Source organism: Pseudomonas morbosilactucae, assembly GCF_023241665.1.
In the GTDB taxonomy this organism is placed as follows: domain Bacteria; phylum Pseudomonadota; class Gammaproteobacteria; order Pseudomonadales; family Pseudomonadaceae; genus Aquipseudomonas; species Aquipseudomonas morbosilactucae.
Window position 1 is genome coordinate 109,621 of record NZ_JALQCX010000024.1, and the last position, 14,442, is coordinate 124,062.

Here is a 14,442-nt window from a genome sequence, read left to right on the forward strand (position 1 = left end):
GGCCCTCCGAGAATTTGTGGCAAAAGATTTCATCGTTTCTTGATCTTGTACAAGGCTTGCGGCAAGTTGCGCGCTTCTCAATCCAAGGAGCAGCCGATGTCCGGTTCAATGGCCCAGGCGTTCGCGCACAACTTTCTCGGCCACTCGCCCCGCTGGTACAAGGCCTGCGTGGTCGCCTTTCTGGTCCTCAACCCGCTGCTGCTGTTCACGGTCGGCCCGGTCGCTGCCGGTTGGCTGCTGGTGGTGGAGTTCATCTTCACCCTGGCCATGGCCCTCAAGTGCTACCCGCTGATCCCCGGTGGCCTGCTGCTGGTCGAGGCCCTGCTCATGGGCATGACCACGCCCCAGGCGCTGTACGAGGAACTGCTGCACAACTTCCCGGTGATCCTGCTGCTGATGTTCATGGTGGCCGGCATCTACTTTATGAAGGAGCTGCTGCTGTTCCTGTTTTCTCGGCTGCTGCTGGGGGTGCGCTCCAAGGCCCTGCTGGGGCTGATGTTCTGCTTCCTTTCGGCGTTCCTCTCGGCCTTTCTCGATGCCTTGACCGTTACGGCGGTGATCATCAGCGCGGCGGTGGGCTTCTATTCGGTCTACCACCGGGTGGCCAGCGGCAACGACCCGCGCCAGGACAGCGCATTCAGCGACGACCAGCACCTGCCCGCGCTGCACCACGAAGACCTGGAGCAGTTCCGTGCCTTTTTGCGCAGCCTGCTGATGCACGGTGCGGTCGGCACCGCCCTGGGTGGCGTCTGCACCCTGGTGGGCGAACCACAGAACCTGCTGATCGGCCATGAAATGGGCTGGCACTTCGCCGACTTTTTCAGCAAGGTCGCGCCGGTTTCCCTGCCGGTGCTGGTGGCCGGCCTGGTGACCTGCGTGCTCTTGGAGAAACTGCGCTGGTTCGGCTACGGCACCCTGCTGCCAGACAATGTGCGCGCGGTCCTGGCCGCCTACGCCGCTGAAGACAACGCCCAGCGCACCCCACGGCAACGGGCGGCGTTGCTGGTCCAGGGCCTGGCGGCGCTGATCCTGATTGCCGGCCTGGCCCTACACATCGCCGAAGTCGGTCTGATCGGCCTGATGGTGATTGTGCTGATCACGGCCTTTACCGGAATCACTGAGGAACACCGCATCGGCAATGCGTTCAAGGACGCCATGCCGTTCACCGCCTTGCTGGTGGTGTTTTTCGCGGTGGTTGCGGTGATCCACGACCAGCAGCTGTTCACCCCGCTGATCCAGTGGGTGCTGGCCCTGCCGGCGGAGCAACAGCCGGGCATGCTGTTTATCGCCAACGGCCTGCTGTCGGCCATCAGCGACAACGTGTTCGTGGCCACCATCTACATCACCGAGGTCAAGCAGGCCTTCGTGTCCGGGCACATGAGCCGCGAGCATTTCGAAACCCTGGCGATCGCCATCAATACCGGGACTAACCTGCCAAGCGTGGCCACACCCAACGGCCAGGCGGCGTTCCTGTTTCTGCTGACGTCGGCGATTGCCCCGCTGGTGCGCCTGTCCTACGGGCGCATGGTGTGGATGGCGCTGCCGTATACGGTGGTGATGGGGGTGTTGGGCTGGTACGCGGTGAGCCACTGGCTGTAACAGCGGGCGCCCTGATGGGCGCCCACGTGGTTCAAGCCCGGGACTGGGCGCGGGGAGACAGGATGAAACGTTCGATGGCCTGGGCCGCGCCATCCTCGACGTTGCTGGCGGTGACCACATCGGCCTGATCCTTGATGGCCTGTTCCGCCTGGCCCATGGCAATCGACAACCCGGCCTGGTGAAACATCGCCGGGTCATTGCCGCCATCGCCGATGGCCGCGGTGCGCTCGATGGCTACCCCCAGATATTCCGCCAGGGTGCGCAAGGCATCGCCCTTGTTCGCCTGGAGCGCAGTCACGTCCAGGTACACCGGCTGCGAACGCGACACTTGGGCCTGCTCACCCATCTGCGCTTGCAACTGAGCCTCCAACTCCACCAGTAGCCCGGTGTTGTTGCTGGCGGCGACGATCTTGTCGACCCGTGGCAGGTAGGCCTCGAAGCTGTCCACCACCTGCGGCGGATAACCCAGGCCCTGCTGCTCACGGGGCACCATGGGCCGCTCAGAGTCACGGAGCAGCCACAAGTCATCGGCAAACACCCAGACTTCGACGTCCGCGTGAGGCGTGAACAGGGCCAGGGTGGCCAGCACCGCGGGCAATGGCAGGTGATGGCGCGCCAGGAAGCGCCCATCCGGATGAACAATGGTCCCGCCATTGAACGCCGCTGTGGGCACATCCACGCCCAGGGCTTCGATCTGCTGGCGCATGGCCCGGGGTGGGCGCCCCGTGGCCAGGCTGAAGGCCACGCCGGCCTCGCGCAAGGCCCTGACTGCCGCCAGGGTGCGGGGGCTGATGCTGTGATCGGGAAGTAACAAGGTGCCGTCCATATCACTGAGAAGAAACTCGATGGGCTGCTGCACGTGATCACTCATCCCAGTTGGCACCATTCACGGCCGTCACGGCGCAACAACTCATCGGCATCCGCCGGACCTGTACCGCCAGCGGCATAAGGCTGGACGGTGGCGTCCTGTTTCCACGCATCGAGGAAGGGCTGCACTGCTCGCCAGCCGTTTTCGATGTTGTCGGCACGCTGGAACAGGGTCTGGTCACCCGTGAGGCAGTCGTAGATCAGGGTCTCGTAGCCGGTGGAAGGCTGCATCTCGAAGAAATCCTTGTAGGCAAAGCCCAACTCGATGTTGGCCATGTCCAGGGTCGGCCCGGGCTTTTTCGCCAACAGGTCGAACCACATGCCTTCATTGGGCTGGATCTGGATCCGCAGGTACGTCGGCTGCAGGCTGTCGACCTCGGTGTCGCGGAACTGCGCATAGGGCGCCGGCTTGAAGCAGATGGCGATCTCGGTGTCGCGCACACTCAGGCGCTTGCCGGTGCGCAGGTAGAACGGTACGCCGACCCAGCGCCAGTTATCGATCATCACCTTGAGGGCGACGTAGGTTTCCGTACTGCTGTCGGCGGCAACCTTGTCTTCCTCGCGGTAGCCCGGCACGGCCTTGCCACCCAGTTCGCCGGCCACATACTGGCCGCGCACCGAGTTGGCCCGCGCGTCGTCCACCGACCAGGGACGGATCGCCCCCACCACCTTGGCCTTCTCGCCCCGCACTGCGTCGGCACCAAAGGCCGCGGGCGGCTCCATGGCGACCATGGCCAGCAACTGGAACAGGTGATTGGGCACCATGTCGCGCAAGGCGCCGGTGTGTTCATAAAAACTGCCACGGGTTTCCACCCCGACGGTTTCCGCCGCGGTGATCTGCACGTGGTCGATGTAGTGGTTGTTCCAGAACGCCTCGAACAGGCTGTTGGAGAAACGGCTGACCAGAATGTTCTGTACCGTTTCCTTGCCCAGGTAATGGTCGATGCGATAGATCTGCTTCTCGCTCATGACCTTGAGCAGGCAGGCGTTCAACGCCTCGGCGGTTTGCAGGTCGGAACCGAAAGGCTTTTCGATCACCACGCGGCGGAAGGCATCGCTGCCCTCCTCCAGCAACCCGGCAGCGCCCAGGCGCTGCACCACTTCAGCAAAAAAAACGCGGCGCGGTGGCCAGGTAGAACACCGCATTGCCGCTGCCGCTGGCGGCAATCTTGGCCGCCAGCGCTTGATAGGTGTTGTCGTCGAGGAAATCCCCTTCAACGTAGCTGATGCCTTTGGCCAGCTGGGCCCACAGCGCCGGGTCGAGGCTGGCGCCATTGCCGACTTTGCTGGCGACCTCGGTGCGCAGGAAGTCCTCGAGCTTCTTGGCGAAATCCACATCGCTGATGGCGTTGTGGTCGACCCCGACAATCCGCACGCCCTCGTTCAGCAAGCCATCGCGGCTGAGGTTGTACAGCGCCGGCATCAGCAGGCGCTTGACCAGGTCGCCATGGGCGCCGAACAGGAACAGGGTGGTGGGCGGAGCGGGTTGAGCCTTGGACTTCTTGCGCATTTCGGTCATTTTTTCGAAGTCTCCACGTGGCCGCCGAAGCCGAAGCGCATGGCCGACAACAGTTTGTCGCCGTAGGTGCTTTGCTGGCGCGAACGGAAGCGCGCGAACAGCGAGTTGGACAGCACCGGCACCGGCACCGATTGCTCCATGGCGGCTTCGATGGTCCAGCGGCCTTCACCGCTGTCGGCCACGGAGCCCGAGTAACCGTCGAGTTTCGGGTCGCTGGCCAGGGCGTCGGCGGTCAGGTCCAGGAGCCAGGACGACACCACGCTGCCACGCCGCCAGACTTCGGCGATGTCCGCCACATTGAGGTCGAAACGCTGGTCTTCCGGGAGGTTTTCCGAAGCCTTGGTCTTGAGAATGTCGAAGCCTTCGGCGAAGGCCTGCATCATCCCGTACTCGATGCCGTTGTGGATCATCTTGACGAAGTGCCCGGAGCCAGCCGGGCCAGCGTGGATGTAACCGCGCTCGGCACGGTCGTCCTCGGCGACCCGGTCGCGGGTCCGCGGAATGTCGCCGTAGCCGGGTGCCAGGGCCGCGAACAACGGGTCCAGGCGCAGCACTTCATCAGCGTCGCCGCCGATCATCATGCAGTAGCCGCGTTCCAGGCCCCAGACACCGCCGGAGGTGCCGACGTCGATGTATTTCAAGCCTTTTTCCGCCAGGCTGCGGGCGCGACGGATGTCGTCCTTGTAGTAGGTGTTGCCGCCGTCGATGATCACATCACCGGCTTCCAGCAGTTGGCTCAGGGCCTCGATGGTGTCTTCGGTCGGCGCACCGGCCGGCAGCATTACCCACACGGCCCGAGGGGCCTGTAGGCCCGCCACCAGGGCTTGCAGGTCGGCGACGCCTTGGGCGCCTTCAGCAGCCAGGGTGCTGACAAAGTCCACATTGCGGTCGAACACCACGGTTTCATGCCCGTTGAGCATCAGGCGCCGTGCAATGTTGCCGCCCATGCGGCCCAGTCCAATAATCCCGAGTTGCATGTGCTGATGCTCCTTACTACCAATAGATTTGTGTCAAAAGGTTATAGCCCAAGGGGGCCAATGAGGGTTAGTCCAGAGCGTCTGGCCTAAGTTTCCCGTTCAGACAGTGGATAACGACGGTAAACGACTAGAAGACACAACGACCGTTAAAAATAAAAAAGTTCCCTTTGCCCCTAAAAGAAATCAAACTTGCCGCCGATAGTGTGGTGTCGCCGCTCAGCGCGGGGCAACACACAGTTGAAACACGCCATTTGCGAGGTGAGCAATGGGCACAGTACTACCAGCACGGCCTGCACAAACCCTGTATGTCACCATCCGTCGTGACGAATTGCGCCAACTCAAGGAAGAACGCGAGCAGTTGCAACGGGAACTCACCCAGTTGCGCCAGCTTATGTTGAGTCAAGGCCAGTCCCAGCCGTTGCAACTACCCGCCGCCCATTGATCCCCCACGGTTGAACGCAGGGCCTTGCCCTGCGTTGCTGTTCTCCCCGGCCCTGTGCCGTCGCTCCTACGCTCCGCCCTCTGCCGCCGCGGCTAACAAAGTTTTCACATCCGCTTGTCGATACTCCCAGCCTTTATCGCTGCCGATTTTGCGGTGGCCGCCATTGTCGTGACCCTGCGCGCGCGATGGCCGAGATCAACTGGCTGGAGCGCTGAATGGCATTGTTCAAACGTGGCGGCACCGCTGCCAAGGGTTTCGACTGGGCTGCAATGGCTTGGATGTTCCTGTTCTTCTGGTATTTCTCGGGGATCACCCAACTGTTGATCCAGTTGACCGACACCTCGGGCTTTACCGGTTTCCGCCAGGCCTTCTTCATGAGCGCCATCTGGCTCGCGCCGATGCTGCTGTTTCCGGCCCGCGCGCGCCTCCTGGCGGGGCTGATTGGCGTGGTGCTGTGGGCCTGCTCCCTGGCCAGCCTGGGCTACTTCTTCATCTACCAGCAGGAGTTCTCGCAAAGCGTCATCTTCATCATGTTCGAGTCCAACCCCTCGGAAGCCGGTGAATACCTGACCCAATACTTTGCCTGGTGGATGGTCCTGGCGTTTCTCGCCCATACCGCAGTGGCGTTTTTCCTTTGGACCCGGGTGCGCCCCGTGTACCTGCCCCGGGCCCAGGCGGCCGTGGCAGCCGTGGCCATCCTGGTGGTGATTGTCGGCTACCCCCTGATCAAGCAGACCGCACGCACCGGCAGCCTGGCCGGGGGCCTGGAGAAACTCGAAACCCGCATCGAACCGGCCGTGCCATGGCAGATGCTGGTGGCCTACCGGCGCTATCGCGAGCAGTTGAACAACATGCAGGGCATGCTCGACAACGTCAGCAAGATCCCTCCCCTGGGCAACCTCAAGGACAGCGGGGCCAACCTGCCGGCCACCCTAGTGCTGGTGATCGGCGAATCCACCAACCGCCAGCGCATGAGCCTGTACGGCTACCCACGGCAAACCACCCCGGAACTGGACAAGCTCAAGGACCAGTTGGCGGTGTTCGACAACGTCATCACCCCCCGCCCCTACACCATTGAAGCGCTGCAGCAGGTGCTGACCTTCGCCGATGAAGAAAACCCCGACCTGTACCTCAAGACCCCGTCCCTGGTCAGCGTGATGAAGCAGGCGGGCTACAAGACCTACTGGATCACCAACCAGCAGACCATGACCAAGCGCAACACCATGCTCACCACCTTCTCCGAGCAGGCCGACGAGCAGGTGTACCTGAACAACAATCGCAACCAGAACGCCCGCCAGTACGACGGCGACGTGCTCGCGCCCTTCAGCAAGGCCCTGGCCGAGAGCGCACCGCGCAAATTCATCGTGGTCCACCTGCTGGGCACCCACATGAGTTACCAGTACCGCTACCCGCCGAGCTTCGATAAATTCACCGACCGCCAGGGCGTGCCGCCCGGCGTGCGCGACGACCAAGTGCCGACCTACAACAGCTACGACAATGCGGTGCTGTACAACGACTTCGTGGTCTCGAGCCTGATCAAGGATTACGCCAAGACCGATCCCAATGGCTTCCTGCTGTACCTGTCGGACCATGGCGAAGATGTCTTCGACTCGGCGGGTCACGACATGCTGGGGCGCAATGAGTCGAAGCCCACGGCACCGATGTACACCATTCCCTTTATGGCCTGGGCCTCGCCGAAATGGCGGGAAACCCACGACTGGAGCTTTACCGGTGACTTGGGCCGCCCTTACAGCAGCTCGAACCTGATCCACACCTGGGCCGACCTGGCCGGTTTGAGCTTCGATGAGCTGGACCGCAGCAAGAGCCTGGTCAGCGACAGCTTCAAGCCCCGCCCCCTACTGATCGGCGACCCTTATGCCAAGCAGACCAAGGCACTGATCGACTTCAGCCTGATGAAGCCCAAGGCACCGGCAGCGACGTCCAGCGAACTGGTGCAGCAATAAGCCTGGCGCTGCGTTGAAATAATGCCCCTTACGGGGCATTTTTTATTGCAGCGTATAAAAGCCTTGCCTGGCGCCCCCATGAAAGCCCTCGCGTGAAACAAACAATTACAACAACTTCATGCCTTTACCCAAAGTGAATTAATTCCCACTTAATCAATCGTCCCCACACTCCTCCCATGCCTTTATTTCAGGGATGAAGTGGAGAACGAACACTATTAAGCAGGAACTGATCCATGAAACTTTCAAACAAGCTTTCGACTGTTGTGATGACCGCCCTGCTGGGTATGGGCTCGACCCTGGCCTTCGCCGAAGACGGCGCAGAACGCTCCCATCAGGCACGGCAGGACTTCCTCGCCACCCAGCAGCAAATCCATGGCCAAACCGACAATATCGCCCACAGCGACGCGGCTAAGAAGCCGGTGCAGACCTCGAGCACCAGCGTCTCTGGGCAACATCCGGATGCCTGATTGAACGTTAACCCCCGCACTCGATCCTGATACTCCGCTCCGTTATCAGGATTGAACATTTGGCGCCTGACACGGGCGCCTTTTTTATTGGGGTGTCTTTATGGGTTTGAACTCGTTAGTTTCTAAAACCCGGCACAAGAGCAACTTACTTATTATTTCAAGCTGTTTGCCAAGTGCTACCAATAGGGATGGCAATCTCAGGCAAAACGCTGCAATTGCATCTCGCGCAAGCGGCTCAGGGTACGGCGAAAGGCAAACGCCAGGTAACCCTCGGTGTACAGCTGTTCCATCGGCACCAAGGCCTCGATATAGAGCGGCACCTTACGGTCGTAGCATTCGTCCACCAGCGCAATAAAGCGCCGCACGCTGTCGTCGTGCACCGACAGCTGGGGCAGCTCCCGATCCCCAGCTTCGACCCGCGTTGCGCCGTCCTCGGTGCCACGGGCGATCCTCCCTGGGCGCTGGCTGGCGCTGAGGTTGGGCACATCACTCAACAGAATGGCCTGGAAGCGGTCGCACAGGGCCATAAAGTCCATGGCCGCGAACGGCTGCTCGCACAGTTCGGCGTAGCGGCACCAGATCACCCGCTCGCTGGCCTGGATCACATCGATCTGGCGGTAGCCCAGGGCAATGCTGCCACTGACCCGCGCCTGCCCTGCCGTCATCTGCTCAAACACTGCACTCAAGGCGCACTGGCCATCGGCCTGGCGGACCCAGTAACGCTGAGTGGCGACGCCAGGGTGCAGACGGTGGTCTTCGCTGCCGTCCACCGCCACCACCTGCATATGGGCCTCGATCGCCGCAATGGCCGGCAGGAAGCGCTCGCGGTTAAAGCCATCGGCATAAAGTTGCTGCGGTGGCTGGTTGGAGGTGCTGACCACCACCACACCCTGCTCGAACATCACCTGGAACAGGCGGCCAAGGATGATCGCGTCGCCGATGTCGTTGACGAACAGCTCGTCAAAACACAGCACCCGCACGTCCTGGCTCAACTCATGGGCCAGGGCATGCAAGGGATCGGCGATGCCGGTGAGTTGGAAGGAACGCTGGTGCACCCAGCCCATGAAGTGGTGAAAGTGCTGACGCCGGGCCGGGACCTTGAGGCTTTGGTAAAACGCGTCCATCAGCCAGGTCTTGCCGCGCCCCACCGGGCCCCAGAGGTACACCCCGCGCGGTGCATCGCGCCCCTGGTGCAGAGCCTCGTGACACTGCTGCAAGGCCTGCACCGCCCGCAGTTGTGCCGGATCGGCGACAAAACCTCGGGCCTGCACAGCATCCTGATAAGCGCTGAGGGGAGAATCGAAAGGCATCGGGCAGGGACTTCCTGGCAAAGGGCCCGCAGTATGCCACGGCCGCCTGGCACTGAGCCTGCGCGGGCCCAAGGCGCCGCGACTGATGGGCGGCCAGGCCTAGCTTCGGCGCTTGTGCGGGGTGAAGCGCCCCGCTTCCTCTTCCTGCATCTGCTTGCGCCAGGCCCGCAGCCAATCGCTGCGCCGTCCTGGATAAGGCTCGCCCGGCTCCGTGGCAGCGGCCACCCGATCCGTGCGAAAGGTCCGATAAGCCCCACGCAACTCGCACCAGGCGACGATCACTCGGACCTCGTCCATAAACCCCAGGGCCAACGGCCAGATCAGCCGCTGGCTGGGGCTTTTGTTGGCGTCGGCGTAATCGATGTGCAGCTTGGCTTGCTGGCGAATGGCCTGGCGAAAGACATTCAGCGGCACCGGGTTGTCCGGGTAGGTGCCGGTGGGTGGCCCAGCGAGGATGGTTGGGTTGCGCAAGGCGTCCTGGGCTGCCGGGGCCAGCACCGCGGCGATCTTGGCCAGCGCATCGGCCGCCGCCTTGCCCAGCACCTCGTCGCCACGTTGGTCGACGTAGCGCAGGCCAAGAACGATGGCTTCGATTTCCTCGGTGTTGAACATCAGCGGTGGCAGAAACAGCCCGCTGCGCAGCACATAACCGACCCCGGCTTCGCCGTAGACCGGCGCACCCAGGGCGCTGAGTTCGGCAATGTCCCGATACACCGTGCGCTCGGAAACCTCCAGCTCCCGGGCCAGGGCGCTGGCGGTCACGGGCCGGCTTTTGCCCCGCAACACTTGCAGCAAAGTGAGTAAACGACTGGTACGCGACACGCTGGGCCACTCCAAGGGCTGGAGCGCAGCAGATTAACAGAGGCCCCTGTCAGAAACTGTCAGGAGCCGCTGCCCAGGCGTACAGGTTTCAACTGCCGGTGCGGATCTTGTTCCACAAGCGCGTGCGGATGCGGTCGATGTTCAGCGGCATGGCTTCCAGGGCGAACAGCTTGTCCATCATCTGCGGGCTGGGGTAGACCTTGGTGTCGTTCTTGATCGCCGGGTCGATCAGCCCGTCGGCTTGCTGGTTGCCATTGGCGTAATGCACATGGTTGCTGATGCCGGCCATCACCTCGGGGCGCAGCAGGTAGTTCATAAAGGCGTAACCGGCCTTTTCATCCGGCGCGTCAGCGGGCATGGCCACCATGTCGAACCAGATCGCCGCGCCCTCCTTGGGAATCGAATAGCCGATTTCCACGCCGTTGTTCGCTTCCCTGGCCCGGCTTTCGGCCTGCAGGATGTCCCCCGAGAACCCCACCGCCACGCAAATATCGCCATTGGCCAAGTCACTGGTGTACTTGGAGGAATGGAAGTAGCTGACATAAGGCCGGACCTTCATCAACAGTGCCTCGGCCTTTTTGTAATCGGCCGGGTCCTTGCTGTGGTGCGGCAGGCCCAGATAATTCAAGGCCGCAGGCAGCAGTTCAGGACCGTTGTCGAGGATCGCCACCCCACACTTCTTCAGCTTCTCCATGTTCTCGGGCTTGAAGATCAGGTCCCAGGAATCCACCGGCGCGTTGTCCCCCAGCACCGCCTTGACCTTGGCCAGGTTGTAGCCGATGCCGGTGCTGCCCCACAGATAAGGAAAGCCGTGTTCGTTGCCCGGGTCGTTGCCCTGCAGGGCCTTGAGCAACACCGGGTTGAGGTTCTTCCAGTTGGGCAACTGGCTCTTGTCGAGTTTTTTCAGGGCGCCGCCCTGGATCTGTCGGGCCATGAAGTGGTTGGACGGAAACACCACGTCGTAGCCGGACTTACCCGTCATCAACTTGCCGTCCAGGGTCTCGTTGCTGTCGTACACGTCATAGCTGGTCAGGATGCCGGTGTCTTTCTCGAAGTTCTTCAGGGTGTCGGGGGCAATGTAGTCCGACCAGTTGTAGATCTTCACCGTCTCGGCGGCCTGGCTGATGGCGGCCACCAACATCAGAGGGGCAAACCACACACTTGCTGGAGTCTTGCGGATCATGGGATCGATTCCTGTAGGGGTTGTTGTTATTGGCAGGCAATCAAAGGATCGAAAAGTCAGAAAATCAGCACGTAGGTCTTGCGGACGGTCTCGTGGATGTCCCAGATCCCGGTGCTGTTGGCCGGCAACATCAGTGCGTCGCCGGCTTGTATGTGCAGGGGCTCGCCATGGTCCGGGGTAAAGGTGCAACGGCCCTGGATGAAGTGGCAGAACTCCTGGGCGGTGATCTGCCGCCGCCAGCGGCCCGGGGTGCATTCCCAGATGCCGGTTTCGACGCCATCGTCGCGTTCGACACAGGTCACCGAGGTGACCGCCACTGGCGTGCCCAGGGGCACGGCCACCGGAGTCGAATCATCGAGGGCAACCGTGGCGGTGTTCTTGAATTGAGTGATGCTCATGGGGCTACCTTGGGTTGAGGGTGTTCAGTGCATGAAGCCTTCCATGAACGCCGCCAGCCGAGTGGCCAGGGAGCGCCGCCAAGGGGCCGTGGCCGGGTTGGCCAGGATCTGGTCCTCATGGACAAAGCTGCGAATGATCGCGTTGTAGCCCAGCCAGCGGCACGGTTCCGGCTCCCAGGCCCGCAAGGCGTCGAGGCCGCGCTCGGCCAGGACCCAGGGCTGTTGCACCAGCGGGGTGTCGCGCTGCAGGATCAAGTCGGCCAGGGTCCGCCCGCCGAGGTTGCTGGCGCCCACCCCTTCACCGCCGTAGCCGCCGGACAAGGCAATGCCCTGGCGCCGGTCACACAGCATGTGCGGCTTGAAGGCCCGGGACATGCCCAGGTTGCCGCCCCAGGAATGGCTGATGCGCACGTGTTTGAGCTGGGGGAACAGTTCGCTGAACAGATAGCGGCGCAATTCGACCTCTTGCTCGGTGAGGGCGAAGTCATGGCGCAGTCGACCGGCGAAGCGGTAACCGCCACGGGCACCGAACACCAGGCGATTGTCGGCGCTGCGCTGGCCGTAGGTGACCTGCCGGCTGCTCTCGCTGAAGGCCTGGCCCTGGCTCAGGCCAATCTCGTCCCAGGTGGCGTCCGACAGCGGCTCGGTGGCCACCAACAGGCTCTGCACCGGCAATTGATAACGCCCCAGGGGCGGCAGGGTTACCGAATAGCCCTCCACCGCCGGCACTACCCAGTGGCTACGCACTTGGGCCTTGGCCGTGCACAGGTGGCCGGGCTGCCAGTCGGTCACCGGGCTGTTTTCGTAGATCGTCACCCCCAGGCGCTCCACCGCCCGGGCCAGGCCACGCACCAGCTTGGCCGGCTGCAGGGTTGCGCAATGGGGGGAGTGGATGCCGCCATAGGGCTTGGCCACACGAATCTGTTGCGCCAGTTGTTCGGGGCTGAGCCAGCGGTAATCGTTTTCGTCGAGGCCCTGGGCATAGAGGTGGTCCAGGTAGGCACGCAGGCTGGCTTCCTGCTCGGGGTAACGGGCGGCACAGTACAGCACCCCGCTTTTCCGGTAATCGCAGTCGATGCCCTCACGCCCGAGGACTGCGGCCACTTCATCGGGAATGCCATGCAACAGGTCGAAAGACGCTCGGCGCTGCTCGGGCGGCAGGCCGGCCAGCAGCCGATCCTCCCCCAGCAGGTTGCCCATCAGCCAACCGCCATTACGCCCCGACGCACCAAAACCGGCGGTCTGGGCCTCGACGATCGCCACCTTGAGCTGGGGCGCCTGGCGCTTGAGGTAGTAAGCGGTCCACAGCCCGGTGTAACCGGCACCGATGATCGCCACGTCGACTTCGAGATCCTGCTCCAGGGACGGCCGCGCCAGCAGCGGCTCGTCGAGCTGATCCATCCACAAACTGATAGTGCGCCACGCTGGCATGCCAAGACTCCGCCATCCGAACTTCGATGAGGGCGATCCTAGTGGCTGGGCTCAGGCGCTGTCTTGCGCGCGTGCCCGCAAAGAAATTTGTTTGGCGTAGGCCCGGGGCGACAGGCCGGTGTGCTGGCGAAAACAGCTGTAGAACGCCGACAGGGAGTTGAAACCGGCGGCAAAGGCCAGCTCGTCGACCTTTACCGGGGGCACGGCCTGGTCCAGGGCCGCCAGCAAATGCTGCAGGCGCGCCTGATTGACGTAGCGGTAGAAGCTCTGCCCCAGCACTTGGTTGAGCAGGTAGGAAATCTGATTGCGGCTGTAGCCGCACTCCCTGGCCACCCGCTGCAAGTCCAGTTGCGGGTCGAGGTAGGGTTGCTGGCGCTGGAAGTACTGCTGCAGGTCCTCGGCCATAAAGCTCAACTGCCGAGGCGACAGCCCCAGGCGACTGGCCGCCGGGCGCAGGCTCTGGCCACCCTGGCTGGCCGGGGTTTCACGCACCAGGGAGGCATATTCATTGACCCGCCAGATCAGCCCATCACGCACGGTTATGGCTTCACTGGCGCGAAACGACACCAGCCCCTGTCCGCCGCGCAGGGTGACCTGGTACTGGATAAAGGCCGTGTCGCCGTCCACCCGGATACGGTCGCTGTGCTCCAGGGCCTCTTCCGGGTCCCGGGGCATGCTGTTGGCCACGTAGTCACGCAGCTCATCCAGGCCCAGGACGCGGTTCTGGAAGAAGTCGTGGTACTGGATCTCGGGGTGGTACAGCGCCATAACCCCATCCAGGTCACGGTGCTTCCAGCACAGGTGATAACGCAGCACCGTCTCGCCGGTGGCCTGGGTTTGCAGCGGGCCATCATCTGGGGCAGGCATAGGGTTCTCAAACGAAGAAAAACAAAGCTTGCCGCAAGTGACGGGGCCGCTTCAATGCTCAACACCGGGCGTGGGGGCAGCGGATTGAGCCTTGCAGGAAACCAAGCCATGACCTGCGTCATAAATCGGCAAAAGAACCGCCGGACGGTGCAAAAAAAACCACTGCCTGTCACACGCCGATGCTACTTTTAAAAACTCAACAGGTTGGGTCAGCGAGGGCCCTTCCGTACCTACCGCGAGCAAAAGGAAGCGCTCAATGAACCAGGTGGGCCAGCCGATGAACCGATTCTCCGCCAGCAAAGTCACCTTTCCCAACGCCTGCCAGTTAATGCGCTGGCATTTTCACCCGATGGGCTTCGAAGCCAGCATGGACGCGCCCGGCAGCATGATTGCCCGGCTCTTCGACCGCGCCAGTGGTGAAACCATGATTGCCATTGCCGGCATTCCCTGCGCCACGGTGATGAACGCCAGTGACGTGGAGCGCATCATCGAAGCCGTAGAAGACGAGCTGGAATCCTTGATGCCGTCCTCGGCACTCAAAGCCTAGTAACCCTTCCCCTCGCCGGTTCGCCGGCGCCCGCTGTTGACTGGCTAAC

General features: G+C 62.5%; 13 protein-coding genes and 1 pseudogene. 5 read left to right on the forward strand and 9 right to left on the reverse strand.

What is annotated here, in order from left to right; genetic code table 11:
• The first annotated feature begins 96 nt into the window (after nucleotides 1-96).
• Entirely contained in the window at nucleotides 97-1,599 is a 1,503-nt protein-coding gene (nhaB, locus tag M1B35_RS14045) for a sodium/proton antiporter NhaB (protein ID WP_268262248.1), read from the forward strand.
• Between the two features lie 31 nt (nucleotides 1,600-1,630).
• On the opposite strand, the gene M1B35_RS14050 is transcribed toward nhaB, so the two are convergent.
• The 3 genes and pseudogenes from M1B35_RS14050 to gnd all read right to left on the reverse strand — a co-directional run bounded on the left by M1B35_RS14050 (nucleotide 1,631) and on the right by gnd (nucleotide 4,962).
• Complete coding sequence (locus M1B35_RS14050; RefSeq protein ID WP_123333205.1) at nucleotides 1,631-2,470, reverse strand: HAD family hydrolase; 840 nt, start codon at nucleotides 2,468-2,470, stop codon at nucleotides 1,631-1,633.
• A pseudogene (zwf, locus tag M1B35_RS14055) lies at nucleotides 2,467-3,985 on the reverse strand (glucose-6-phosphate dehydrogenase). The gene M1B35_RS14050 and the pseudogene zwf overlap by 4 nt, the downstream one beginning before the upstream one ends.
• Nucleotides 3,982-4,962: a phosphogluconate dehydrogenase (NAD(+)-dependent, decarboxylating) gene (gene gnd / locus M1B35_RS14060; RefSeq protein WP_123333208.1), complete on the reverse strand. Its 981-nt coding sequence runs from the start codon at nucleotides 4,960-4,962 to the stop codon at nucleotides 3,982-3,984. The pseudogene zwf and the gene gnd overlap by 4 nt, the downstream one beginning before the upstream one ends.
• Before the next feature lie 265 nt (nucleotides 4,963-5,227).
• Here gnd and M1B35_RS14065 point away from each other — a divergent pair, with 265 nt between their 5' ends.
• The 3 genes from M1B35_RS14065 to M1B35_RS14075 all read left to right on the forward strand — a co-directional run bounded on the left by M1B35_RS14065 (nucleotide 5,228) and on the right by M1B35_RS14075 (nucleotide 7,835).
• On the forward strand, nucleotides 5,228-5,404 hold the full coding sequence (locus M1B35_RS14065) for a DUF6026 family protein (protein ID WP_185039244.1): 177 nt from the start codon (nucleotides 5,228-5,230) through the stop codon (nucleotides 5,402-5,404).
• Between the two features lie 215 nt (nucleotides 5,405-5,619).
• A complete protein-coding gene (locus M1B35_RS14070; RefSeq protein ID WP_268262249.1) occupies nucleotides 5,620-7,368 on the forward strand; it encodes a phosphoethanolamine transferase CptA in 1,749 nt (582 codons plus the stop codon).
• 233 nt (nucleotides 7,369-7,601) lie between these two features.
• Nucleotides 7,602-7,835: a hypothetical protein gene (locus M1B35_RS14075; RefSeq protein ID WP_268262250.1), complete on the forward strand. Its 234-nt coding sequence runs from the start codon at nucleotides 7,602-7,604 to the stop codon at nucleotides 7,833-7,835.
• 197 nt (nucleotides 7,836-8,032) lie between these two features.
• On the opposite strand, the gene zapE is transcribed toward M1B35_RS14075, so the two are convergent.
• The 6 genes from zapE to M1B35_RS14105 form a co-directional block, all read right to left on the reverse strand.
• Nucleotides 8,033-9,145, reverse strand: coding sequence for a cell division protein ZapE (gene zapE, locus M1B35_RS14080; RefSeq protein WP_268262251.1), 1,113 nt, complete (start codon nucleotides 9,143-9,145; stop codon nucleotides 8,033-8,035).
• 99 nt (nucleotides 9,146-9,244) lie between these two features.
• Nucleotides 9,245-9,967 (reverse strand): helix-turn-helix transcriptional regulator, encoded by a 723-nt coding sequence (locus M1B35_RS14085; RefSeq protein WP_268262252.1) that lies wholly within the window; start codon nucleotides 9,965-9,967, stop codon nucleotides 9,245-9,247.
• An 88-nt stretch (nucleotides 9,968-10,055) separates the two neighbouring features.
• A complete protein-coding gene (locus M1B35_RS14090; protein WP_425273412.1) occupies nucleotides 10,056-11,108 on the reverse strand; it encodes a polyamine ABC transporter substrate-binding protein in 1,053 nt (350 codons plus the stop codon).
• A gap of 98 nt (nucleotides 11,109-11,206) precedes the next feature.
• Nucleotides 11,207-11,548, reverse strand: coding sequence for a cupin domain-containing protein (locus M1B35_RS14095; protein WP_123333220.1), 342 nt, complete (start codon nucleotides 11,546-11,548; stop codon nucleotides 11,207-11,209).
• A 24-nt stretch (nucleotides 11,549-11,572) separates the two neighbouring features.
• Nucleotides 11,573-12,979 (reverse strand): NAD(P)/FAD-dependent oxidoreductase, encoded by a 1,407-nt coding sequence (locus tag M1B35_RS14100; protein WP_268262254.1) that lies wholly within the window; start codon nucleotides 12,977-12,979, stop codon nucleotides 11,573-11,575.
• Nucleotides 12,980-13,030: 51 nt separating this feature from the next.
• Complete coding sequence (locus M1B35_RS14105) at nucleotides 13,031-13,846, reverse strand: helix-turn-helix domain-containing protein (protein ID WP_123333224.1); 816 nt, start codon at nucleotides 13,844-13,846, stop codon at nucleotides 13,031-13,033.
• Nucleotides 13,847-14,123: 277 nt separating this feature from the next.
• Between M1B35_RS14105 and M1B35_RS14110 the strand changes: the two genes are divergently transcribed.
• The gene (locus M1B35_RS14110; protein ID WP_123334453.1) at nucleotides 14,124-14,393 is read left to right on the forward strand and encodes a DUF1652 domain-containing protein; all 270 of its coding nucleotides are present in this window, start codon (nucleotides 14,124-14,126) and stop codon (nucleotides 14,391-14,393) included.
• The last annotated feature ends 49 nt before the right edge of the window (nucleotides 14,394-14,442 follow it).

What these genes read in the sequence shown, in the direction of transcription:
- gnd (WP_123333208.1), bottom strand. Translation starts at nt 4,962, where the DNA reads ATGCAACTCGGGATTATTGGACTGGGCCGCATGGGCGGCAACATTGCA.
- M1B35_RS14110 (WP_123334453.1), top strand. Translation starts at nt 14,124, where the DNA reads ATGAACCGATTCTCCGCCAGCAAAGTCACCTTTCCCAACGCCTGCCAG.
- M1B35_RS14070 (WP_268262249.1), top strand. Translation starts at nt 5,620, where the DNA reads ATGGCATTGTTCAAACGTGGCGGCACCGCTGCCAAGGGTTTCGACTGG.
- M1B35_RS14100 (WP_268262254.1), bottom strand. Translation starts at nt 12,979, where the DNA reads ATGCCAGCGTGGCGCACTATCAGTTTGTGGATGGATCAGCTCGACGAG.
- M1B35_RS14105 (WP_123333224.1), bottom strand. Translation starts at nt 13,846, where the DNA reads ATGCCTGCCCCAGATGATGGCCCGCTGCAAACCCAGGCCACCGGCGAG.
- M1B35_RS14090 (WP_425273412.1), bottom strand. Translation starts at nt 11,108, where the DNA reads ATGTTGGTGGCCGCCATCAGCCAGGCCGCCGAGACGGTGAAGATCTAC.
- M1B35_RS14065 (WP_185039244.1), top strand. Translation starts at nt 5,228, where the DNA reads ATGGGCACAGTACTACCAGCACGGCCTGCACAAACCCTGTATGTCACC.
- zapE (WP_268262251.1), bottom strand. Translation starts at nt 9,145, where the DNA reads ATGCCTTTCGATTCTCCCCTCAGCGCTTATCAGGATGCTGTGCAGGCC.
- M1B35_RS14095 (WP_123333220.1), bottom strand. Translation starts at nt 11,548, where the DNA reads ATGAGCATCACTCAATTCAAGAACACCGCCACGGTTGCCCTCGATGAT.
- M1B35_RS14075 (WP_268262250.1), top strand. Translation starts at nt 7,602, where the DNA reads ATGAAACTTTCAAACAAGCTTTCGACTGTTGTGATGACCGCCCTGCTG.
- M1B35_RS14050 (WP_123333205.1), bottom strand. Translation starts at nt 2,470, where the DNA reads ATGAGTGATCACGTGCAGCAGCCCATCGAGTTTCTTCTCAGTGATATG.
- nhaB (WP_268262248.1), top strand. Translation starts at nt 97, where the DNA reads ATGTCCGGTTCAATGGCCCAGGCGTTCGCGCACAACTTTCTCGGCCAC.